The 21,580-nt window shown below is 45.1% G+C and carries 18 protein-coding genes and 4 tRNA genes; 14 read left to right on the top strand and 8 right to left on the bottom strand.

Translation table 11 applies throughout. The features are described from left to right. Positions 1 to 25 precede the first annotated feature (25 nt). From A3773_RS14340 to A3773_RS14325, 4 genes are all read right to left on the bottom strand, one after another. A complete protein-coding gene (locus A3773_RS14340) occupies positions 26 to 1,750 on the bottom strand; it encodes a proline--tRNA ligase (protein WP_067987237.1) in 1,725 nt (574 codons plus the stop codon). An 82-nt stretch (positions 1,751 to 1,832) separates the two neighbouring features. After that, a complete protein-coding gene (locus A3773_RS14335) occupies positions 1,833 to 2,672 on the bottom strand; it encodes a mechanosensitive ion channel family protein (RefSeq protein WP_067987234.1) in 840 nt (279 codons plus the stop codon). A 25-nt stretch (positions 2,673 to 2,697) separates the two neighbouring features. Continuing rightward, positions 2,698 to 3,177, bottom strand: coding sequence for a 2-thiouracil desulfurase family protein (locus A3773_RS14330; protein WP_067987232.1), 480 nt, complete (start codon positions 3,175 to 3,177; stop codon positions 2,698 to 2,700). Positions 3,178 to 3,414: 237 nt separating this feature from the next. Next, a complete protein-coding gene (locus tag A3773_RS14325) occupies positions 3,415 to 3,846 on the bottom strand; it encodes a MaoC family dehydratase (RefSeq protein ID WP_067987229.1) in 432 nt (143 codons plus the stop codon). A 271-nt stretch (positions 3,847 to 4,117) separates the two neighbouring features. Here A3773_RS14325 and fabV point away from each other — a divergent pair, with 271 nt between their 5' ends. From fabV to A3773_RS14305, 4 genes are all read left to right on the top strand, one after another. Continuing rightward, positions 4,118 to 5,311, top strand: coding sequence for an enoyl-ACP reductase FabV (fabV, locus tag A3773_RS14320; RefSeq protein ID WP_067987226.1), 1,194 nt, complete (start codon positions 4,118 to 4,120; stop codon positions 5,309 to 5,311). Between the two features lie 116 nt (positions 5,312 to 5,427). After that, entirely contained in the window at positions 5,428 to 6,165 is a 738-nt protein-coding gene (locus A3773_RS14315; RefSeq protein WP_082800642.1) for an META domain-containing protein, read from the top strand. Positions 6,166 to 6,259: 94 nt separating this feature from the next. Further along, complete coding sequence (locus A3773_RS14310; protein ID WP_067987222.1) at positions 6,260 to 8,482, top strand: YgiQ family radical SAM protein; 2,223 nt, start codon at positions 6,260 to 6,262, stop codon at positions 8,480 to 8,482. A gap of 115 nt (positions 8,483 to 8,597) precedes the next feature. Next, complete coding sequence (locus A3773_RS14305) at positions 8,598 to 8,783, top strand: hypothetical protein (RefSeq protein ID WP_067987219.1); 186 nt, start codon at positions 8,598 to 8,600, stop codon at positions 8,781 to 8,783. Positions 8,784 to 8,832: 49 nt separating this feature from the next. Here A3773_RS14305 and A3773_RS14300 read toward each other — a convergent pair whose 3' ends face one another. Together A3773_RS14300 and A3773_RS14295 are read right to left on the bottom strand one after the other, a co-directional pair. After that, the gene (locus A3773_RS14300) at positions 8,833 to 9,459 is read right to left on the bottom strand and encodes a DUF5610 domain-containing protein (RefSeq protein ID WP_067987216.1); all 627 of its coding nucleotides are present in this window, start codon (positions 9,457 to 9,459) and stop codon (positions 8,833 to 8,835) included. A 267-nt stretch (positions 9,460 to 9,726) separates the two neighbouring features. Beyond that, a complete protein-coding gene (locus tag A3773_RS14295; RefSeq protein ID WP_067987211.1) occupies positions 9,727 to 11,055 on the bottom strand; it encodes a diguanylate cyclase domain-containing protein in 1,329 nt (442 codons plus the stop codon). Positions 11,056 to 11,195: 140 nt separating this feature from the next. On the opposite strand from A3773_RS14295, the gene A3773_RS14290 reads away from it, so the two are divergent. Beyond that, entirely contained in the window at positions 11,196 to 12,107 is a 912-nt protein-coding gene (locus A3773_RS14290; RefSeq protein ID WP_067987207.1) for a hypothetical protein, read from the top strand. Positions 12,108 to 12,190: 83 nt separating this feature from the next. Then, positions 12,191 to 13,576 (top strand): cysteine--tRNA ligase, encoded by a 1,386-nt coding sequence (cysS, locus tag A3773_RS14285; protein WP_067987205.1) that lies wholly within the window; start codon positions 12,191 to 12,193, stop codon positions 13,574 to 13,576. Positions 13,577 to 13,632: 56 nt separating this feature from the next. Here cysS and folD read toward each other — a convergent pair whose 3' ends face one another. After that, on the bottom strand, positions 13,633 to 14,493 hold the full coding sequence (gene folD, locus A3773_RS14280) for a bifunctional methylenetetrahydrofolate dehydrogenase/methenyltetrahydrofolate cyclohydrolase FolD (RefSeq protein WP_067987202.1): 861 nt from the start codon (positions 14,491 to 14,493) through the stop codon (positions 13,633 to 13,635). Positions 14,494 to 14,853: 360 nt separating this feature from the next. Between folD and A3773_RS14275 the strand changes: the two genes are divergently transcribed. From A3773_RS14275 to A3773_RS14240, 8 genes are all read left to right on the top strand, one after another. Continuing rightward, a tRNA-Arg gene (locus tag A3773_RS14275) sits at positions 14,854 to 14,930 on the top strand. 23 nt (positions 14,931 to 14,953) lie between these two features. Next, positions 14,954 to 15,029: transfer RNA gene (locus A3773_RS14270), tRNA-His, on the top strand. 28 nt (positions 15,030 to 15,057) lie between these two features. Then, a tRNA-Leu gene (locus A3773_RS14265) sits at positions 15,058 to 15,142 on the top strand. Between the two features lie 67 nt (positions 15,143 to 15,209). Next, positions 15,210 to 15,294, top strand: a tRNA-Leu gene (locus tag A3773_RS14260). A gap of 278 nt (positions 15,295 to 15,572) precedes the next feature. Beyond that, on the top strand, positions 15,573 to 16,898 hold the full coding sequence (gene tig, locus A3773_RS14255; protein ID WP_067987199.1) for a trigger factor: 1,326 nt from the start codon (positions 15,573 to 15,575) through the stop codon (positions 16,896 to 16,898). 248 nt (positions 16,899 to 17,146) lie between these two features. Further along, positions 17,147 to 17,773 (top strand): ATP-dependent Clp endopeptidase proteolytic subunit ClpP, encoded by a 627-nt coding sequence (clpP, locus tag A3773_RS14250; RefSeq protein WP_067987193.1) that lies wholly within the window; start codon positions 17,147 to 17,149, stop codon positions 17,771 to 17,773. A 130-nt stretch (positions 17,774 to 17,903) separates the two neighbouring features. Then, entirely contained in the window at positions 17,904 to 19,193 is a 1,290-nt protein-coding gene (gene clpX, locus A3773_RS14245; RefSeq protein WP_067987189.1) for an ATP-dependent protease ATP-binding subunit ClpX, read from the top strand. 83 nt (positions 19,194 to 19,276) lie between these two features. Then, the gene (locus A3773_RS14240) at positions 19,277 to 20,416 is read left to right on the top strand and encodes an Hpt domain-containing protein (RefSeq protein WP_067987186.1); all 1,140 of its coding nucleotides are present in this window, start codon (positions 19,277 to 19,279) and stop codon (positions 20,414 to 20,416) included. Between the two features lie 81 nt (positions 20,417 to 20,497). Here the strand turns inward: A3773_RS14240 and A3773_RS14235 are convergent, their stop codons facing one another. Further along, positions 20,498 to 21,565: a 3-deoxy-7-phosphoheptulonate synthase gene (locus A3773_RS14235; protein ID WP_067987184.1), complete on the bottom strand. Its 1,068-nt coding sequence runs from the start codon at positions 21,563 to 21,565 to the stop codon at positions 20,498 to 20,500. Positions 21,566 to 21,580 lie beyond the last annotated feature (15 nt).

Here is a 21,580-nt window from a genome sequence, read left to right as displayed (position 1 = left end):
CATCGCGTTAGTTGCTGACGCTGACTCAGAGGTTAATGCGCTCAGCAAGAAGGGACATAAGGTCTTCGACCTTCACATCCTGTTTATCTGTGTCACGACGCCCTTTATATTCAAGGGTACCCGCTTCTAAGCCGCGTGGCGAAATAACAACACGGTGGGGAATACCCATTAGGTCCATGTCCGCAAACTTCACGCCAGGGCTTGTCTTTTTATCACGGTCATCAAGAATGACATCATACCCAGCGCGTTGAAGGTCTTGATACATCTGATCAGTTAAGGCTTTTACCTCATCGGACTTATCATATTGAAGAGGGATAAGCGCAATGTGGAACGGCGCAATGCTTTCTGGCCAGATAATGCCGCTCTCGTCATGGTTTTGCTCAATGGTTGCAGCAATAACACGTGAGACACCGATGCCGTAACAGCCCATATCCATCACGACGGACTTGCCGTTTTGATCAAGTACTTTGGCTTCGAGTGCTTCCGAGTATTTTTGACCTAGCTGGAAGATGTGGCCCACTTCGATGCCGCGTTTAATTTCGATAGAACCTTCACCGCATGGGCTAGGGTCGCCTTCGATCACGTTACGGATATCCGCTACTTGAGGAAGCTCTACATCACGATTCCAGTTGATACCGAAGTAATGTTTACCTTCTATATTCGCGCCTGCGCTAAAATCAGATGTTTTCGCGACAGTACGGTCGGCAATCACAGGGATCGTTAATCCGACTGGGCCTAAGGAACCGGGGCCTGCACCGATAAGGTCACGAATCTGCGCTTCGTCGGCAAACGCTAATGGTTCTGCTACTTCAGGTAGTTTTTCTGCTTTGATCTCGTTGAGTTCGTGGTCACCACGAACAAGGAGCGCAACAAAGTCGGCTTCGCACTGCTCAGAGGCGACAACAAACAGTGTCTTGACTGTTTTTTCAATCGCAACATCAAACTGCGTAACCAGTTCATCAATGGTTTTAGCGTTAGGTGTATCGACTAATGTCATTTCGAGAGTTGGCGCGGCAAGGTCACCTTCAGGCGAGAGTGCTTCAGCCAGTTCTACATTGGCTGCATAATCACTAACGTTGGAAAAGGCGATATCATCTTCGCCAGATTCCGCTAACACATGGAACTCGTGGGATGTTGCACCGCCAATAGAGCCTGTATCCGCTAATACTGGACGGAAATTTAAACCTAAGCGGTTAAATATCGCGCTATAGGTTTGGTACATTAGGTCATACGTTTGTTGTAACGATTCGGTACCTACATGGAAAGAGTAGGCATCTTTCATGATAAATTCGCGTGAGCGCATCACACCGAAACGTGGACGTATCTCATCACGGAACTTTGTCTGGATCTGATAAAAGTTAGCCGGTAGCTGCTTGTAGCTTTTGATTTCACGGCGGATAAGGTCGGTAATAACCTCTTCGTGGGTAGGGCCTACACAAAACTCGCGATTATGACGGTCTTTAACGCGTAATAATTCAGGGCCGTACATCTCCCAGCGACCTGATTCTTCCCAAAGTTCGGCGGGTTGAATAGCGGGCATGAGTACTTCCATCGCACCAGACTTGTCCATCTCTTCTCGCACGATTCGTTCCACTTTCCGTAGGGCGCGTAGTCCCAGCGGTAACCAGCTGTATAAGCCTGAAGCAACTTTTCGAATCATACCTGCGCGTAGCATTAGCTGATGGCTAATAACTTCTGCGTCAGATGGCGTTTCCTTAACCGTGGAAATGAGATATTGGCTTGTGCGCATATTATTACTCAATCAAAGAATTCATTAAAAAACGAGGCACATTGTAGGTGCCAGTGATTGAACTGCCAAGTAAAAATGAAAGTTATGGGGCTGCGTGGGTCAAAGTGACTTCCCGCTGCGGGAACGGAATGACTATTTTTCCGTCTTGTAATGCGTTGAATACCGCTAAATTAACTTGGTACTGAACTTGAAAATAACGCTCAGTAGGGACCCAATAACGGTAGCCTATATTGATAGATGAATCGGCGAAGGCTTCAACGCCAACTTGAGGCGCAGGGGTACGTGGGATCTCATCAAATTGTGAAAGGGCATTATTGATTATCTCAATCGCTTTTTCCGGCACACATTGATAACTGATGCCCACCGATGACTCGACAACCTTGTACTGAAAGGAGTTGACGATAACCTCGCCAACAATGTGTTTGTTGGGGATTGTGATCACCTCCCCATCTTCAGTATCGAGGATAGTGTAGGCCAAACGTATTTCTTTAACTATTCCGGATATCTCATTGATACTAATGGTATTTCCTACTACGAAAGGGCGCGTGATTATAATGGTGAAGCCAGCGCCATAATTGGAGAAGACCCCTTGTAACGCGAGACCTAAACTTAATGAGATCGCACCGATGGCGGCAACAAATGGCGCAACGCTAATGCCAAATTTACCAAGGCACACGATAAGCACCATTGCGATCAAAAAGAGCTTAACGCAGCTCGATATGAATAGACTTAAGGTGACATCAACATTCTTTTTTTGACACAGGCGGAGGACCATTTTCCCTATCCAGCGGGCGACAAAAAGCCCTAGAAGGAAAATGATAATGGCGCCAATCACTTGAAAACTGTAGTTGACGAAAAACTCGATAACCATGTTGCTGAGCTTTGTAATTGTTTCTAGCTCATTCTGAAGTTCTTGCTCCATTATCACTCTCTGCGGATAAGTATTATTAGGCGGTTATTCTTTCTGAATCTTCGATAAAAGCAAAGAGTTCGGGTAATTGTTTTTCGTTAAAAACAGGAATTCCGTTTCTTAATAGCTCGGCTGCAGCAACACCCGCACCATCGGTTAAGGTGTTTGTGAAGTTACCATCATAGATTTGGTTATTACCACAAGAGGGGCTTTTTGCTTTCATTAATGCACAGACGACCCCTTCTCTTTGAGCGACTTCGAGAGTTTTTTCAGCCCCCCTTAAAAATTGTGGCGTTACATCTAATCCCTCTTTGGTAGTGATTAGAATCGGGAACTTGCATTGGGTTTCCGCCGGTGGGCGCGGGGTGGCCAGTCCGCCTGATATTTCTGGGCAGATCGGGACTAAACGCCCCTCTTTATGCCAGCGTTTTAAGATAGGGTGGTTAATCAAATGGTGTCCGCCATCAAAGCGAACCTTTTGACCAAGCATGCACGCACTAATAAGAATTCGTTTCATATCCATATATCTTGTTGTTATTTTTTGCGCACATTCTACGGCACGAAAAAAACTTATCAATGAACTTAAGTATGAATTAGAAGATTGATTTGATGCAGGTCAGCTCTCAAAGGGGCGGGTATTGTATTTTGCTGGGGGCTGTTTTAAAGGGCGTAAAGGACACTGTGGCGGGGCTACGGTCGCAATAACCAAAGTGAAGCACCCTCGCTAAAGGGTGCTTTATGGCCTACCTATCGGCTAGGCTTCGCGTTTATCAACCATGAAGGTTGCGCTACCTGTTGCGACGACGGTATCGCCCACATGGACCTCTGTTTTGCATTTAACACGTTTGCGGCGAGTATCAATCTCTTCAACCGTTAGTATGGCCTTGGCGGTGTCACCGATAAAAACGGGGGCCTTAAACTTGATCTGTTGGTCGATATAAATCGCGCCAGGTCCAGGCAGTTTTGTGCCAGCAACGGTTGATATCAGTGCCGCACTAAACATGCCGTGCACAATACGTTTTCCAAACATGGTAGTTTTGGCGTATTCATCGTTGATGTGTACCGGGTTTGTATCGCCAGAGATGCCGGCAAACAAGCAAACATCGGCATCGGTAATCGTTTTGGCAAATGAGTCGTTCATTCCTACTTCTAGGTCTTCTAAGTAGTAGCCATGTAAATTGGACATCGGGCAATTCCTTAAATAAGCATCGATAAATAGTGTGATAATAACGAATATTACGGATGAATAGCTAATGGAAAAGCGTTGCCGTAACAATTCGATAGAATTAAACCGCTTCGGTCTTCCGTTCTGTGGTGTCTTGGATTTTAGATGATAAATATGACAGCTGTTGTGGTTTCTCTCCCTGTCGTGAGAGGGAGAGGGTGCTGTAAATTTGACGTCAATTCATGTATCTTATCAGTCAACTTTATTTAATGGATTTGAGACCCGTTTACGCATGATTATCAAACCAAAAATTCGCGGTTTTATTTGTACTACTACACACCCAGAAGGCTGTGCAGCCAACGTTCGTGAGCAGATTGCTTATACAAAAAGCAAAGGTGAAATTAATAACGGACCTAAACGTGTTCTTGTTATTGGTGCATCGAGTGGTTACGGCCTGTCATCTCGCATTGCAGCAGCATTTGGTTCAGGTGCGGCGACTATCGGTGTGTTTTTTGAAAAGCCAGGCACTGAGCGTAAGACCGGCACTGCCGGTTGGTACAACTCCGCCGCTTTTGATGCCGAAGCTAAAGCCGCAGGTTTGTACTCAAAAAGCTTGAACGGCGATGCTTTTTCCCATGAGGCTAAAGCAAAAACAATCGAATTGATTAAAGAGGAGATGAAGCAAGTTGACTTAGTTGTTTATTCGCTTGCATCCCCTGTACGAAAAATGCCAGATACGGGTGATGTTGTTCGCTCTTGCCTTAAGCCTATAGGTAAGCCTTACCAGTCGACGGCCATTGATACGAATAAAGATGTCATTATTAGCACGGAAGTTGAGCCTGCGACACAGGAAGAGATCGACGCCACTGTAACGGTTATGGGGGGTGAAGATTGGGAGCTATGGATTAATGCACTTGATGATGCCGGTGTATTGGCTGAAGGCTGTAAATCTGTTGCGTACTCCTATATAGGGTCTGATATTACATGGCCTATCTATTGGGATGGTGCGTTAGGTAAAGCGAAGCAAGATCTTGACCGTGCTGCGGCGGCGATTGACACTAAGCTTAAAGCGAAAGGCGGGCAGGGTAACATTGGCGTACTTAAGTCGGTTGTTACCCAAGCCAGTTCAGCGATTCCTGTTATGCCGTTATATTTGGCAATGTGCTTTAAGGTGATGCGCGAGCAAGGGTTGCATGAAGGTTGTATGGAGCAAGTTCAGCGCCTATTTGCTACCGGCCTTTATGGTGAATCCGTTGTGATGGATGAAAGCAACCGATTCCGCATGGATGATTGGGAGCTTAAAGATGAGGTTCAGAATGCATGTCGTGAAATATGGCCGCAAGTGACGACAGAGAATTTGTTTGAGTTGACTGATTATCAGTTATATAAAGATGAATTCTTAAAGTTGTTTGGCTTTGGTGTCGACGGTATCGATTATGAGGCTGATGTATCACCATTGGTTGAGTTTGACGTAAGCGATATCTAACTCAATTGATTAGTTGCCAGATAGTAGTCATATGCTACTATTTGGCTACTGGTTTTATTTAGCATTAGCTTAATTCTACTTTTATCCTTTTTTTTTGCTTCAAACGGAATTGAAGAATGCGTTTTAAATCGCTCGTCTTAGTGTCTGTTGTTTCCTCTTTCATCCTGTCTGGATGCGAGTCTCGTCCCTCTATGCTAGGTGTGGATGATCGCGTGGTTGTGATTGAATCTCCTATGTTATCTCATTTGCCCGACTCAACTAAAATTGATGTATCGTTAATTCGTAGTGATGGCTCTGTCCAGCATGATGGGATTGATGCGATTAACTACTTCCCTTATCACTATGAGATTCCGGTTATCGAGGGAGAGCCGGTGACGAGCGTGAGTATTAGCGTGAGTGTTGATGCTGATAAGGTGTTAGTTGGTGAGAATAAGCAGTTTTCGGCAGCTAATCGGCAGCTGGTGTTGCAGGCGGTGAAGGGTGTCTCTTTAAGGAATACCTATTGGAAAGCGGAAGACCTTTCTGGTCGCGGTATTCCGCCTACCGTTGAGACAACGTTAGCGTTTAATAATGAAAATTTATTATCAGGTAATGCCGGTTGTAATTTGTACCGCAGCGTCTACAGCTCAGCTTCTGTTTTTATTGAGATTGATAAGCCGATACTAACAAGACGACGTTGCTCGAGTCCTGTTATGTATCACGAAAATCGTTACCTTGTGTTACTGACTTCAGCAGAGCGTTTCTCTATTGATGAGGAAGGGGATCTGTCTATTTATGTTGCTGAACGCGAAAAACCGCTTAAATTCTCCCCATTAACCTACCAAGATGCTCGGCTTTCCATGGATCTCAAGTAAAGTTTGCATATGTGAGCGGTTTTCACTGGGAGTTGCCCCCTGTTTCTGAGAAAATGGAGTTTCTTAGTCACTTATTCTGGTCTGTACCTCCTATATGAGTCAAATCAAAGCCCCAGATCTCTTTTCGTATCCAAAATACTGGGCCGAATGCTATGCCCCCGCACCTTTCCTTCCCACAACACGGGAGGAAATGGAGCAGCTTGGCTGGGACAGCTGTGATGTCATTATTATCTCAGGGGATGCTTACGTCGATCACCCAAGTTTTGGTATGGCGGTCATGGGGCGTCTCTTAGAAGCTCAAGGCTTTAGGGTGGGTATTATTACGCAGCCTAACTGGACGAGTGCGGATGATTTTAAAGCACTCGGGCAGCCCAATCTCTATTTTGGTATTACCGCCGGCAACATGGACTCGCTTATTAACCGTTATACAGCGGATAAGCGTATGCGTCATGATGATGCTTATACTGCTGGCGGGATGGGGGGTAAGCGCCCCGATCGCGCAGTGATCGTTTATAGTCAGCGCTGTAAAGAAGCCTACAGAGATACCCCGGTTGTATTGGGTGGCATTGAGGCCAGTCTTCGACGAATTGCTCAGTATGATTATTGGAGTGACAAAGTGCGTCGTTCTGTGTTGATGGATGCGACGGCAGATATATTGCTTTACGGTAATGCTGAAAGGGCGATTGTTGAATTAACGCATCGCTTGGCGAATGGCGAATCGATCGAAAGTATTCGAGATTTGCGTGGCACAACCATTCTCTCTTCCTCTATTCCTGCCGATTACATTGAAGTGGATTCCACCCGTATAGATTGGCCTGGTTACATAGAAGACCTGCCGAACCCTTATGAATATAAGGATGTGGCTACCTGTGATAAAAAAGACAGTGGTGAGGCTGAGGTTCAGCCTTTACGTATCATCCCTGCGCCGTTAAAGGGTAAAGCGCGCTTGCCGGATGAGGCCTATATACGCTTGCCTTCGTTTGAAAAAGTCTCGAAGGATCCTGCGCTTTATGCCCATGCTTCGCGTGTTCTTCACCAAGAATCAAACCCTCATAACGCGCGTATCTTAGTACAGAAACATGGTAATCGTGAGTTGTGGGTTAATCCACCACCGATTCCGTTGACGACTGCTGAAATGGATCAAGTGTTTGGGCTGCCGTATCAGCGTATCCCTCATCCCCGTTATGGTCAGGAGAAAATTCCGGCCTACGATATGATTAAGTTCTCCATTAATATTATGCGAGGCTGTTTTGGTGGCTGTACGTTCTGTTCAATTACCGAGCATGAAGGGCGTATTATTCAGAGCCGGTCCCATGAGTCGGTGATCAATGAGATTGAGGAGATACGAGATAAAGTGCCCGGTTTTACAGGGGCTATTTCGGATTTAGGCGGGCCAACCTCTAATATGTACCACCTCAACTGCAATGATCCTGAGATTCAGTCGTCGTGTCGTAAGCTCTCCTGTGTTTACCCAGTTATCTGCAAAAATTTAGATACGGACCACAGTCCGACAACACAGCTGTACCGAAAAGCACGTAAGGTTGAAGGGGTGCATACTGTATCAATCTCATCGGGCTTGCGTTATGACTTAGCGGTAGAAGACCCTGAGTATGTACGTGAGTTGGTGACTTACCATGTGGGGGGCTATCTTAAGATTGCGCCTGAGCATAGTGAGGAAGGTACGCTCTCCATGATGATGAAACCTGGCATGGGGACCTATGACGCCTTTAAAAAGATGTTTGAGCGTTTTTCCCGTGAAGCGGGTAAAAAGCAATACCTGATCCCCTATTTTATAGCCGCCCATCCCGGTTGTGAGGATGAGGATATGGTTAATTTGGCGCAGTGGCTTAAGCGTAATGAGTTTAAAGTTGATCAGGTGCAAACGTTTTACCCCTCTCCGATGTCATTAGCGACGGCGATGTATTATTCGGATAAAAATCCGCTTAAGAAAGTGACGTATAAAAGTGAAAAGCTTTATACGCCCAAGAATGACGATCAACGAAAAATACAAAAAGCGTTACTGCGATACCATGATCCAGTTAACTGGCCTTTGTTACGCCAGAAGCTGCCTGAAATGGGGTTTGCTCATCTGATTGGTGAGGGTAAAAATAGTTTAGTGCCTGCGGAGGAGACCGCTACGAGGCACCTATCAGGTGCTAAAACAGCGAAGGCTAAAGCGGGAACTAAGCAGGCTAAAAGAATCGCCTCTTCGGCCAGTAAGCGTTCTGCTGACTCGGCAGCAAAGGGTAAAAACCTTAAAAGCTCGAAGTTTACTAAGCCTAAGCGTAAGCAGCAGCGCTCTTTAAAGCCGAAATAGATAAGTTAAAAAAGATCTGTTCAAATTGATGGCGGTTGTTAAAATGTAACTGCCGTCGTTATTTTCGTTAATAGCGTATTTAATATAGAGCAGGTCTACCAGAGGAGGGCGCCACATGGCAGCTACCGATAAAGTACATCCTAAATTCATAGAAGCGATGGAGAAACTATCGGCCATGAGTGAAGATGAGAGGCTTTCCGAGCAAAACAAAGACCTATTTGAGCAAGCGATGAACTATGCGCCGCTTGATATTCAGCCTAAGTTAGTGGCTATTCGTAAAAAGTATGATGAGCTCCATTAGTATCAAAAGTCACAGTGCTGCACCTTGCGCGGCACTGTGATTTTATTGCTTAGCTTCGTAGTCGGTCTAATAGCGCTTCATCTAGCAAATGATCAGCTTCCAACATTAATTCATAGTCGCTTTCAGCTTCTGCTTCATCGTAAAGGCTGTAGCCAAAGCTCTGGCAGTATTCGTCCAGTCCTTGGTGTAGTTGTTCATCGATTAAATCTATCTTCCAAGCAATACGCTCTTCTAATAGTTGCTTACTGTCGAGTTTCTCTTTGGTTTCGGCGAGGCCGTTGCTGATCCCTTCTTTAACCAAATTTAAAAAACAATCGAGAGCGGGAGATTCGTCTAGCTCTGGGTGATGCTCAAGGAAGGGGGTGAAGAGGTTGGTGGCAGCGGCAAGGATGGTAGCAGAAAGCATGTCAGGGGTTGTTGTATCGTCCTCCATCTCGTAGTGAATATCTAATGGGGCGTAGGCGAGTTCAGCCTCGAATATTTTATTTAGGTTACTGAAGATTAAGCGGTAGATGAGGGCATAGGCATAGGCTTTTCTCGACTGTGCGGAAAGTGGATGGTTGTTTGAGAGTCTTTTAATAATGCTAGGGGTGAATGTGGTATTTGCCAGACTGCCTGTATATGAGTGTAAGCAGTGAGGTTGGGTGCTTTTGCTATAGCTGCTGTTTACAGTCATCACTACCTCCTGAAGTTGTACGCTTTCTAGGTTAAGTATTGACCATCTGATCAATGGCTGACTGATTTATATTCAATTCAAACCGCGGATCACTTTAAAAAATTCAGCTTTGTCTGAGGAGGCCTTGCCTCGTGTCTTTTTTTTGTCTTAAAAGTGGGTGGTAAAATCCATCTATTTCAATGGGTTAGTGTTTATTGGGCAGGTGAAGTTGGCAGGGCGGTGGTGGTTAATCCGTGTTGCGAATTAAGGGGCGCGTGTACAAATAGGTTATTTATAGAGGTAATAACCGTTGCCGCCTAAGGATTTGGCTGCATACATAGCTTTATCAGCATTGCTAATTAACTTATCAGCATCACTTCCGTGTTCTGGATAAACGGCGATTCCGGCGCTGGCGCCAATGCTGACATTAATATTATCAATCACAAAGGCTTGTCGTATGGAGGTGATGATCTTTTGCGCCACAATGACCGCTCCCTCAATCGACGGGGTCTCCTCGAGTAAGACTGAAAACTCATCGCCGCCCTGACGTGAGACCGTATCTACTTTGCGCACGGCCTCTTTGATAACCTGGGCTGCGTGAATGAGGACCTTATCGCCAAAAGGGTGGCCGTAAGTGTCGTTTAATGGTTTAAATTCATTAAGATCGAGATAGATAACCGCGCAGCGCGTATTGTTTCGATTAGATTGATGGATGCTTTGGCTGACGCGGTCCAGGAAGAGCGCGCGATTTGCGAGGCCGGTTAAAGCATCATGAAAGGCTAAAAACTCGAGTTTTTCCTGGGTTTGTTTTTGCTCGGTATTATCAACGAACTGGCCAATATAGTGGGTGATCTCGCCAGTGTTTGAGCGAATAACCGAGATTTTGACTTTTTCGTTGTACAGTTGCCCATTCCTTTTACGGTTCCACGTTTCACCTTCCCAGCAACCATGGTAATGCAGCTGGTGTTTAATGCTTTCCATGAACTCAGTGGCAAGCCAGTTTGCATTAATGATTGAGGCGGGTGAGCCAATGATCTCGCTGGCGGAAAAACCAGTAATGCGTATAAACGCAGGGTTAACTAACGTGATTTTAAATTCTGCATCAGTAATGATAACCGCTTCATTACTGTGTTTTATGGCATGGGCAGCTAAGTCTTTATGTGATGTTTCGTTAGGACTCAGGTTCTTGCGCTGTTTTATCAAGCCGATGATGCCGGTGACTTGGTTCGACTTGTTTTTTAGCGGCGATTTACTGACCCAGTATGTTTTTGTTGCGGTGGAGTGCAGGTAGATATTATCTAACTCGACTGTCTCTTTCTCGTGAAAGACGAGGGCATCAGAATCGGCTAATTGATCTTGGATAAACTTTGGGAACAGTTGTCGATCGGTCCGTCCCTTTATGGTCGCAACGGGAACGCCAATCAGTTCTGCGTATGCGTTATTTGCGTAAAGGTATTCTCCGCGTCGATTTTTAATCCACGCAGGGTAGGGCAGGGCTTCCAATAGCGTCAGCTGCTGAGTAGGCACCGATTGGCTATCGGTTAAGGGCGCAGGGGCGCCAATTTTTGGGTAAAATGTGCTGTCAGCATCCATGTTTTTTTGTGTTTCCTTCTCCATGCTTTGCGATACCCTGTTCTTTTTATAATCAGCGGTAGCGAATCCTTGCAGTTTTTTATACAAAGGTCTAGTGCTTAATCGTTCAATTTAACAAAATGATCCGACTTAATGATCTCCGTTTGGTTTACTCAGGGTGTTGTATGAGCATATTAAAAGGCGCCAAGCGCGCTTTTCTTTCGTTGTCCATTATGATGGCCGGTTGTGCACCGTTTGATGGGGAGCCGCAGGCGCCGTTAGTTGAAGGCGATATTACACGCGTATCCTGGCCTACGGTCGTGCAGGAAACATCAGGTCTTGCCCTGTATGCTGGCCTCAATTGGACCGTTAACGATAGTGGCGGTGATGCGGTTGTTTATGGGATCAATGATCAGCATGCAATTGCAAAGCAAATAACCATCCGTGGTGCAAAAAATGTCGACTGGGAATCCTTGGCCCAAGATGATAAATACTTATATATAGCCGACTGCGGCAATAATAGGGCAAGGCGCGCGGTTGTACAGATCTATAAAGTTGCATGGACCTCGCTGTTAGCGGTGGACCATGAGGGTAGTGTTGAGGCGTTGCGTATGAATATCCGTTATGCCGACTTTCCTGCGTTAGGGCCCCGTAAAAATCACCGCTTTGATTGTGAGGCGTTGACCGTTGTTGATGACGCACTGTGGCTGTTTACTAAAAACTGGAACAACGAGAAAACTAATCTGTATCGCTTAGATAAGTCTGCGGCAGATCAAACGGTTAGCTCTGAACAGGTTTATGAGGTTGATGGCCTGATCACTGGCGCCGACTTTGATCCACTGTCGCGGCGCTTAGTTTTGCTGGGGTATGATAAAAACTTAATCTTTGGGCAGTCATTTATCTGGCTGATACCGGTTGAACAGCAGCTGCTCTGGGATAGAGCGAGACGAATCAAGTTGTACCCTTATGCGCAATGGGAAGCGATTGCTTGGAATCCGTTAGGGGATAGCAACGAGTTGATTTTAACCAGTGAAAAAAGTCCCTTGTTAGATGTCAGCATCGGGCGTTTAAAAATCCAACCTGACCTTGGTTTATAGATAAGGATCGCCTCGCAGATGAAAACGAATTCATCTACAATACGCTTCCTCTATAAGCCGTTGAATTAAATAAGTTACGAATCATGCTGCAGATCTACAACACGTTAAGTAAAGAAAAAGCCCCCTTTGTGCCTCTTAATGAGGGAAAAATAAAAATGTATGTGTGTGGGATTACGGTTTATGACTTTTGTCATATCGGTCATGCGCGCGTGATGGTGGCGTTTGATGTGATCACCCGTTATCTGCGTTCCCAGGGGTGGGATGTTGATTATGTGCGCAATATTACCGACGTTGACGACAAAATTATCAAACGTGCTGCTGAGAATGGCGAAAGCCCTGAGCAGTTAACGCAGCGTATGATCGCAGCTATGCATGAAGATGAGGCTAAATTATCGGTTTTACGTCCGAGCCAAGAGCCACGTGCGACTGCACATATTGATGACATTATCGCCCTTGTTGCGACACTGATTGAAAAGGGATTTGCTTATCCGGCCTCAAATGGTGATGTTTATTACCGGGTTGAAAAGTTTGCCAGTTACGGAAAGCTGACCAATAAAAACATTGATGAGCTGCGCTCAGGTGCGCGTGTTGGTGTTGAAGCGGCGAAAGAAAGCCCGTTGGATTTTGTCTTATGGAAAGCGGCAAAAGAGGGTGAAGTGAGTTGGGATTCGCCTTGGGGTAAAGGGCGTCCTGGGTGGCATATTGAATGCTCCGCTATGTCTAAGTGCTGCTTAGGCGATACCTTTGATATTCATGGGGGCGGGCCAGACCTTCCTTTCCCTCACCATGAAAATGAGATAGCACAATCTGAGGCGGCTAATGGCTGTACCTATGTGAACACATGGATGCATGCGGGTCCTGTGCGGGTTAACTCAGAAAAAATGTCTAAATCCTTAGGCAACTTCTTTACCATTCGTGATGTGCTAGAAAAGTATAACGCAGAGGTTGTGCGTTTCTTTCTTGCCCGGGTGCATTATCGTACCTACATCGATTACAGCGAAGATAGCTTAAAAGAAGCACGGGTAATGCTCGAGCGTTTCTATCAGGCGCTGAGAGGGGTAGAGATTAATGATACGGTCATTGAAAACGACTTTGATGCCCGTTTCGTTGAGGCGATGGATGATGACTTCAATACACCTAAAGCTATATCAGTTCTTTTTGAGTTGGTAAATGAATTAAACAAAGCCTCCCGTGAAGGTACACCTGATGCCGGTATGTTGGCGGCTCAGCTTAAACGCTTAGGTGGTATTCTGGGTTTACTTCAACAGGATCCTGCTGCGTTTTTGAAAGGTGAGGATAAAGAAGGTGAGTTGAGCAGTAATGAGATCGAGACGCTTATTCAGCAACGGGCAGAGGCTAAAAAAGCCAAAAACTTTGCTGAATCGGATCGTATTCGTGATGAATTATCTGCGCAAGGGGTTATCTTGAAAGATACGCGCGAAGGGACAACATGGTTCCGCGAAAGTTAAGCGTGTAACCGGATAAAAAGGCAGCGTTTAGCTGCCTTTTTTGTTTATGGCGTGGACTAGGTCAACGCGTCCTGTTTGTTAGCTGCTTCGAGCGTGTTTTCCATAAGCGTTGCCACCGTCATAGGGCCTACGCCGCCGGGTACGGGGGTGATAAAGCCCGCGCGTTTTTCAGCTTCATCAAAGCCAACGTCGCCCACTAATCGGCCATCATCTAAACGGTTGATACCGACGTCGATAACGGTCGCACCCTCTTTAATCCATTCCCCTTTGACGAGATTAGGGATACCTACGCCGACAATGACTAAGTCTGCACGGCGTACATGAGCCTCAAGGTCTCGGGTAAAGCGGTGGGTGGTTGTTACTGTGCAGCCGGCGAGAAGTAGTTCCAGCCCCATTGGGCGGCCCACAATGTTAGATGCGCCAACGACAACCGCTTCCATGCCATGAAGGTCCTGCTGGGTCGATGCGAGTAGCGTCATAACACCTTTAGGGGTGCAGGGGCGTAATACCGGCATACGTTGCGCCAAACGTCCTAGGTTGAATGCGTGGAAGCCATCGACATCTTTTTCTGGACGAATGCGTTCGAGTATTTCATTTGCATCTAGATGGTCAGGTAAAGGTAGCTGCACCAAAATGCCGTTGCAGCTCGCATCTTCATTAAGCTCATCTACAAGTTCAAGTAGTGCCTGCTGTGTTGTTTCTATAGGGAGGTCGTATGAACGGGATTCAAAACCGACCTCTTTGCAGGCGTTTTTCTTGTGGCGTACATAAACTTGTGAGGCTGGATCCATGCCCACAAGAATGACGGCTAAACAAGGAGCTTTTTTCCCGTCATTTAAACGTTGCTGCACACCGGCAGCAACTTTTTGACGTACTTCAGCGGCAATTTTTTTGCCATCAATTATCTGTGCGCTCATTAAAGGGAGGTTCCTTTAGTAAAAAATATAACTGGCACAATTCTCTCATGGTTAGGATTTAGCTCCAAGCGCCTTTTGGTAATTAGATTGGGAAAATAAAACGATAAAAATCGCATTTCTTCCTTATGAAATAAGTAGTTGATGGTTTTTTGTGAAAGGAGGGTGGTTTTTTGTACGTAAAATAACCGTCTCTGCACATAAGTTGAGCAATCTAACTCATTTATTTTCTTGGATAAAAAAAGGGTTGACGCTGAAATTAGAGCTGTATATTATTCGCACCTCCTTAAGACGAGGCACTTAAAAACAGCTTACAAATGTTGTTTCTAAATGATGAATTATTAAGGACTGACGATGAGTCGGGCGCCTATAGCTCAACTGGATAGAGCAACGCCCTTCTAAGGCGTAGGTTCCAGGTTCGAGTCCTGGTGGGCGTACCATTGTCAGTATAGAGAATATTATGGTGGGCATAGCTCAGTTGGTAGAGCTCCGGATTGTGATTCCGGCGGTCGTGGGTTCGAGCCCCATTGTCCACCCCATTACATAGAGAAAAGAAGTACCGTATATGCGGACGTGGTGGAATTGGTAGACACGCCAGATTTAGGTTCTGGTGCAGCAATGTGTGAGAGTTCGAGTCTCTCCGTCCGCACCATTTACGATACTTTGATGATGATTAGTTTTAGCGAAAAATTCGCTGTATAATAAGCGAAACACAGTGCGCGGACGTGGTGGAATTGGTAGACACGCCAGATTTAGGTTCTGGTGCCGCAAGGTGTGAGAGTTCGAGTCTCTCCGTCCGCACCATTTTTATTTACCTTTCTTTTTCTTATATCCCTCTGCATTAAATTCATTTCTGTTATAAATCATAAACCCCTTCTGTTTCTGTCTTTACCTAATTGTTTTTTACTTTCTTTAAATTATTTTGCTCTCAAACTTGACTAATTAGCCCCGTTGCCGGAAAATTTCGCGCTTTGATTTCACTCGGGCTCGCCGAGTACTGTGCAGATCAAGCGGCGCTATGAATGATTCGTCGGTCTGTTGAAGATTATTGATACAAGCATTTTTTATTTGTGAGGCATTACATGCAAGTTTCCGTTGAAACGACTTCTGGCCTAGAGCGTCTGATGACGATTTCCGTCCCAGCAGAGCGCATCGATCAGGATGTTACTAAGCGCATCCAGCAGACAGCACGTACAGTTAAAATCGATGGTTTCCGCCCAGGCAAAGTACCTGTCAAAGTTGTTAAACAGCGTTATGGTAAAGGTATTCGTGAAGAGGTTTTGGGTCAGGTAGTTCAAGAGAGCTTCTACCAGGCACTTCAGCAGGAAGAGATTAATCCAGCGGGCACACCGTCAATTGATTTCAAAAAAGATGTTGAAGGTGAAAACCTAGAGTACACCGCTAAATTTGAAGTGTACCCATCGATTGAACTAGCAGACTTCTCTTCAGTTGAAATTGAAAAGAAAAGTGCTGAAGTAACAGATGCCGACCTTGATCATATGATTGAGACGTTGCGTAAGCAGCAAGCTGATTGGGTTGAAGTTGAGCGTGAAGCTAAACTAGAAGACCGTGTACGCATCGATTTTGAAGGTTTTGTCGATGGCGAAGCTTTTGATGGTGGTAAAGGCGAAGGCATGGACCTAGTCCTAGGCTCAAACACAATGATTCCTGGTTTTGAAGCAGGTTTGGTTGGCGCAAAAGCCGGTGATGAAGTTGAAGTTAAGGTTACGTTCCCTGAATCTTACCAAGCAGAAAACTTGCAAGGTAAAGATGCAGTATTCAAGGTTAAGGTTGCAAGCGTATCTGAACAGGTTCTAGCTGAGCTTAACGAAGAGTTCTTCTCTAAGTTTGGTCTTGAAGACAAAACTGAAGAAGCGTTCCGTGTTGAAGTAGGTAAAAACATGGCACGTGAGCTGAAGCAAGCACTTAAGATGAAACTTAAGGACCAAGTGTTCAGCAAATTACTAGAACTTAATGCGATTGATGTACCTTCTGCGTTAGTTGATGGTGAAATTGATAACTTGCGCCGTCAGGCCGTTATGCAGTTTGCTGGCCCTGATTCAGATATGGATCCAAGTGCTTTACCAAAAGAGATGTTTACAGACCAAGCGGATCGCCGTGTTAAAATTGGTTTGTTGATGCAAGAGGTCATCAAGGTTAACGAACTTGAAGCGGATGAAGCGCGTGTTCGTGAAACGCTTGAAGAGATGGCTGAAACTTATCAGGATCCTCAGCAAGTTATCGATTGGTACATGGGTAACGAAGAGATGCTAGGCCAGATTAAAGGGCTTGTTCTTGAAGAGCAGGTTGTAGATCAATTGCTTGCAGCAGCTAAAGTAGCTGACGTAACTGTAAGCTATGAAGATGCAATCAAGCCTGAACAGCCAGCAGCGCCAGAAGCTGAATAATCTCTATTTAAGCTAAATAGATTTTAAAACGACAGTTCGTTTGTGCGGCTGTCGTTTTTTTATTTACGCCTAATTAATTCTTCTAAGTGCTTTATTTCTCGGTTTTATTTATTCGTTTGTTTTGTTTTCTGTTACCGCATATAGATAAAAGTAATAAATTTCATCTATATGATCGGTTTCTTAGGCCGAATTAACGTAGTATTATCGAGAGCTTGGTTTTAAAAATGTTTCCGTTTAAGGAGTGATAGATGACGGATTTTGGAAAGGGTGGTGCTGATATCCTAAGCAGTCTTGTTCCTATGGTTGTTGAACAATCTGCACGTGGTGAACGAGCCTATGATATCTATTCCCGTCTCTTAAAAGAGCGTGTGATCTTTTTAGTAGGTCCTGTAGAAGATCATATGGCAAATCTAGTGGTAGCGCAGTTGCTATTCCTAGAAGCGGAAAACCCAGATAAAGATATCCATCTGTATATTAATTCACCGGGCGGCTCCGTTACTGCAGGTATGTCTATTTATGACACGATGCAGTTTATCAAACCGGATGTAAGTACGATGTGTTTGGGACAGGCGGCAAGTATGGGTGCCTTCCTATTGACCGGTGGCGCTAAAGGCAAGCGTTTTGCGTTGCCAAACTCTCGCGTGATGATTCATCAGCCTTTAGGTGGTTATCAAGGGCAAGCTACAGATATTGAGATTCATACAAAAGAGATTCTTAGTATTCGTAATAAGTTAAATACATTATTGGCTGAGCACTCAGGTCAGGATCTTGAGACTATCGCACGTGATACGGATCGCGATAACTTTATGGACCCATATGCTGCCAAAGAATACGGCTTGATTGATGAAGTATTGGATCGTCGAAACACGGACTGATAAGTAGGCGTTAATATTTTTACTATACTCAAACCATAATCGATCTCTCGCTTTCCGCCTACGCGTTGAAAGCGTCGGTGGTTTGACCATATTGAGTATAAGTCCGAACTAGAATAAACGAGGAAGTCGAATGACCGACGAAATCAAAGGTAATGACGGTGATGATAGCGGCAAGCTGCTGTACTGTTCTTTTTGTGGTAAAAGCCAAGATGAAGTACGGAAACTGATCGCCGGACCATCTGTTTTTATCTGTGACGAATGTGTTGATTTATGTAACGACATTATTCGTGAAGAGATTCAGGATGCGGAGCCACAAGAAGAAAGTGATCATCTACCTACGCCGGCTGAATTAAGTGCTGCGTTAGATGAGTATGTTATTGGTCAAGATCGCGCTAAAAAAGTATTAGCGGTAGCGGTTTATAACCACTACAAACGTCTTCGTTTCCAGAAAAATAGCAAATCAGATGTAGAGCTGAGTAAAAGTAACATTCTGCTTATTGGCCCGACAGGGAGTGGTAAAACACTCCTAGCGCAAACCTTAGCACGTCTGTTGAATGTACCTTTTACCATTGCTGATGCTACGACGCTAACCGAAGCGGGTTATGTTGGTGAAGATGTTGAAAACATCATTCAAAAACTGCTTCAGAAGTGTGAATACGATGTTGAAAAAGCACAGCTTGGTATCGTATATATTGATGAGATTGACAAAATTTCACGCAAGTCAGATAACCCATCGATCACACGTGACGTGTCCGGTGAAGGTGTTCAGCAAGCGTTATTGAAACTGATTGAAGGTACGGTTGCCTCTGTACCGCCACAAGGTGGGCGTAAGCATCCACAACAGGAGTTTTTGCAGGTTGATACCTCAAACATTCTGTTTATTTGTGGTGGCGCATTTGCCGGCCTTGAAAACATCATCCGTGATCGTTCTGAGAAAGGCTCGATTGGTTTCAGTGCTATCGTTAAAGGCAAAGACGAAGAGAAAACAGTTTCAGATAGCTTATTAGAGCTTGAGGCTGAAGATCTTGTTAAGTATGGCCTTATTCCTGAGTTCGTTGGTCGTTTGCCGATGATTGCGACCTTAGGTGAGCTTGATGAATCTGCGTTGATTCAGATTTTGACTGAGCCTAAAAACAGTCTGACTAAGCAGTACGCTGCTCTGTTTGATATGGAAGGTGCTGAAGTCGATTTCCGCCAATCAGCGTTAGATGCGATTGCTAAAAAAGCATTAGAGCGTAAAACGGGTGCCCGTGGCTTACGCTCAATCATGGAAGCAACGCTGCTAGATATTATGTATCAGCTGCCATCCATGGAAAATGTGAGCAAAGTCGTGATTGATGAGGGTGTTATTGAAGGTGATAACGATCCTATTCTGATTTATGAAAACACAGATCAAGCAAAAGCGATGCCTGACGAATAATTGTGCTTTTATATTTCGTTTAAAAGGATAGCTTTGCTATCCTTTTTTTATGCCTGCTTTTTTAATAATCTGAATGGTATCTAATGACAGCACCTACGATCGACACGTTTAAGAGCCTTGATCTAGAGCTTCAGCGCGAGTTCTATAGCTGTTTTAAAGAGGCGATGGAGGAGCTTGAACGTTGTTTTAGCGTGCTAGATCAGCAATATGACCAAGAGGTGATTAATGAGATGTTTCGTGCCGTTCATTCGGTTAAAGGAAACTCTCAGATGGTGTTTCTGGATGGTATTGCCGATGTATGTCATAGATTAGAGGACTTGGTCGACCAGATTAGAAAAGGGACCTGTTTATATACCCCGCCCCAGGGCGAATTTATGACCTTTGTCTTTGCACGTCTAGAGCAGTTGATCGCTGAGGTTATGTCAACGGGGTCTACGTCCGATATCCATGTGGAGGTCCTGCTTAAAGCGGTAACGCATGTTTGTGATGCACCTATGTCTATGCGTGATCGGGTGATACAAACCACCTTAGAGAGCTTGTCAGGGATTTTAACCGGCAGTTCCGGCTCCAGCACCCAAGTACTTGAGCGTTTAGCGCAGCAAGTAACCCCGGTTGAGGTTGAATCTATTCCCGCACCCAAAGATAGGTTTGATGCTTTAGTCTTTATGGCCTTGGTGGCAAAGCAGGTTAGAGGGCAATCGATTCAGCAGCCGGGAGATCAAGATAAGTTATTGGGCTTGTGCTTTAAGCTTAATGAGCTGATGGCGAAGCCGGTAGCGGATGATCAGTTAAGGGCGGCGTTTTATTTTCAAGCATTGGGCGCGCGTTTTGTGTCATCGCCTGTATTTGATATACCACTGAGGTGTGAGCCTTGGGAAAAAGCTAAAGCGTTAGAGCAGTTAACGTTCGCGTCCGGTTTTTTACGCTTATCAGATCAATGGTGTGAGGCCGCGGATATTGTTGAACAGAGCCATGAGCGTTATGACGGGCTTGGCCCTTTAGGTTTAACCGCAGAGCAAATTAACAAAGGGAGCATGATCATTGCGTTGATTCGTTATTATCAGCAGTGTTTTCATAAAGCAAAAAAAGATCAAAAAACGAAAATAGCCGTCTCAAAAGCGCTGGGCCGAATTAACAGTGAAAAGGGTTATCGATTCTCGCCTGAGGTTGTCACGCTGTTTAATCAGATGGTACATGGTGACTTGCTAGGGGGTAGCTGGTAGACGTGAGGTTATGCGTAGGTTAGGTCTAAATGATAAAAATGCGCACCCAGTTAGCTGAATGCGCACTTTCTAAACCGATGCTTATCGGTTAGGTAAAATGTTAGCGAGTTTTTCATGCATGCCGACTAAGCACTTTTCGGTGCTATCCCAGTCAATACAGCCATCGGTCACTGATACGCCGTAGACAAGATCGTCTAAATTCTCAGGAATGGATTGATTACCCCAACCGAGGTTGCTCTCAATCATCAAACCAACAATTGATTTGTTGCCTTCAAGAATCTGATTAGCCGCGTTTTCTGCAACTAAAGGCTGCAATGCAGGGTCTTTACTTGAGTTTTCATGGCTGCAGTCAATCATAATGTTATTGGCAAGGCCGGCTTTTTCTAATGCTTGCTCGCAAAGGGAGACATTAACTGAATCATAGTTAGGTTTTCCGCCGCCACCACGCAGAACAACGTGACCATACTGATTGCCTTTAGTGTGAACAATCGATACCTGACCTTCAGCGTTGATCCCTAAAAAGCGGTGGGGCGCGCTAACTGACTTAAGTGCGTTGGTTGCAACGCTTAAGCCACCATCGGTTCCGTTTTTAAAGCCAACAGCACAGGATAAGCCTGATGACATCTCACGGTGTGTTTGTGACTCTGTTGTACGGGCACCGATTGCCGACCACGCAATAAGATCCTGAATGTATTGTGGTGAGATAGGGTCTAAGGCTTCAGTCGCTAAAGGTAGGCCCATTTCCGATAGATCGATAAGCAGTTTGCGTGCAATATGCAGACCTTCTTCAATCTCGAACGAATCATTTAGATGAGGATCGTTGATTAACCCTTTCCAGCCAACCGTGGTACGTGGCTTTTCAAAATAGACGCGCATAACCAAATACAAAGAGTCTTTAACCTGCTCCTGAAGTGCGACAAGTTTTTTACCGTACTCAAGCGCTGCTTCGGTGTCATGTATTGAGCAAGGACCCACTACAACAAAAAGGCGAGGGTCTTTGCGATCAAGAATGTCACGAATGACAGATCGGCCAGTAAGTACAGCAGACGCCGCTTTTTCTGAAATAGGCATCTCTGCTTTTAAAACGTCCGGAGAGATTAGGACGGTATTTGATTGGATATTTAAATCGTCAACGCGTATATCGGTCATTATCACTTTTCCTGC

This window comes from Neptuniibacter pectenicola, from assembly GCF_001597735.1.
GTDB lineage: Bacteria > Pseudomonadota > Gammaproteobacteria > Pseudomonadales > Balneatricaceae > Neptuniibacter > Neptuniibacter pectenicola.
The sequence above is the reverse complement of the archived record's forward strand: the minus strand, read 5'-3'. Positions and strand labels throughout refer to the sequence as shown.

What these genes read in the sequence shown, in the direction of transcription:
- A3773_RS14290 (WP_067987207.1), top strand. Translation starts at nt 11,196, where the DNA reads ATGAGCATATTAAAAGGCGCCAAGCGCGCTTTTCTTTCGTTGTCCATT.
- A3773_RS14235 (WP_067987184.1), bottom strand. Translation starts at nt 21,565, where the DNA reads ATGACCGATATACGCGTTGACGATTTAAATATCCAATCAAATACCGTC.
- fabV (WP_067987226.1), top strand. Translation starts at nt 4,118, where the DNA reads ATGATTATCAAACCAAAAATTCGCGGTTTTATTTGTACTACTACACAC.
- A3773_RS14335 (WP_067987234.1), bottom strand. Translation starts at nt 2,672, where the DNA reads ATGGAGCAAGAACTTCAGAATGAGCTAGAAACAATTACAAAGCTCAGC.
- clpP (WP_067987193.1), top strand. Translation starts at nt 17,147, where the DNA reads ATGACGGATTTTGGAAAGGGTGGTGCTGATATCCTAAGCAGTCTTGTT.
- tig (WP_067987199.1), top strand. Translation starts at nt 15,573, where the DNA reads ATGCAAGTTTCCGTTGAAACGACTTCTGGCCTAGAGCGTCTGATGACG.
- A3773_RS14315 (WP_082800642.1), top strand. Translation starts at nt 5,428, where the DNA reads ATGCGTTTTAAATCGCTCGTCTTAGTGTCTGTTGTTTCCTCTTTCATC.
- A3773_RS14310 (WP_067987222.1), top strand. Translation starts at nt 6,260, where the DNA reads ATGAGTCAAATCAAAGCCCCAGATCTCTTTTCGTATCCAAAATACTGG.
- A3773_RS14340 (WP_067987237.1), bottom strand. Translation starts at nt 1,750, where the DNA reads ATGCGCACAAGCCAATATCTCATTTCCACGGTTAAGGAAACGCCATCT.
- A3773_RS14305 (WP_067987219.1), top strand. Translation starts at nt 8,598, where the DNA reads ATGGCAGCTACCGATAAAGTACATCCTAAATTCATAGAAGCGATGGAG.
- A3773_RS14240 (WP_067987186.1), top strand. Translation starts at nt 19,277, where the DNA reads ATGACAGCACCTACGATCGACACGTTTAAGAGCCTTGATCTAGAGCTT.
- A3773_RS14330 (WP_067987232.1), bottom strand. Translation starts at nt 3,177, where the DNA reads ATGAAACGAATTCTTATTAGTGCGTGCATGCTTGGTCAAAAGGTTCGC.
- cysS (WP_067987205.1), top strand. Translation starts at nt 12,191, where the DNA reads ATGCTGCAGATCTACAACACGTTAAGTAAAGAAAAAGCCCCCTTTGTG.
- A3773_RS14295 (WP_067987211.1), bottom strand. Translation starts at nt 11,055, where the DNA reads ATGGAGAAGGAAACACAAAAAAACATGGATGCTGACAGCACATTTTAC.
- A3773_RS14300 (WP_067987216.1), bottom strand. Translation starts at nt 9,459, where the DNA reads ATGACTGTAAACAGCAGCTATAGCAAAAGCACCCAACCTCACTGCTTA.
- folD (WP_067987202.1), bottom strand. Translation starts at nt 14,493, where the DNA reads ATGAGCGCACAGATAATTGATGGCAAAAAAATTGCCGCTGAAGTACGT.
- A3773_RS14325 (WP_067987229.1), bottom strand. Translation starts at nt 3,846, where the DNA reads ATGTCCAATTTACATGGCTACTACTTAGAAGACCTAGAAGTAGGAATG.
- clpX (WP_067987189.1), top strand. Translation starts at nt 17,904, where the DNA reads ATGACCGACGAAATCAAAGGTAATGACGGTGATGATAGCGGCAAGCTG.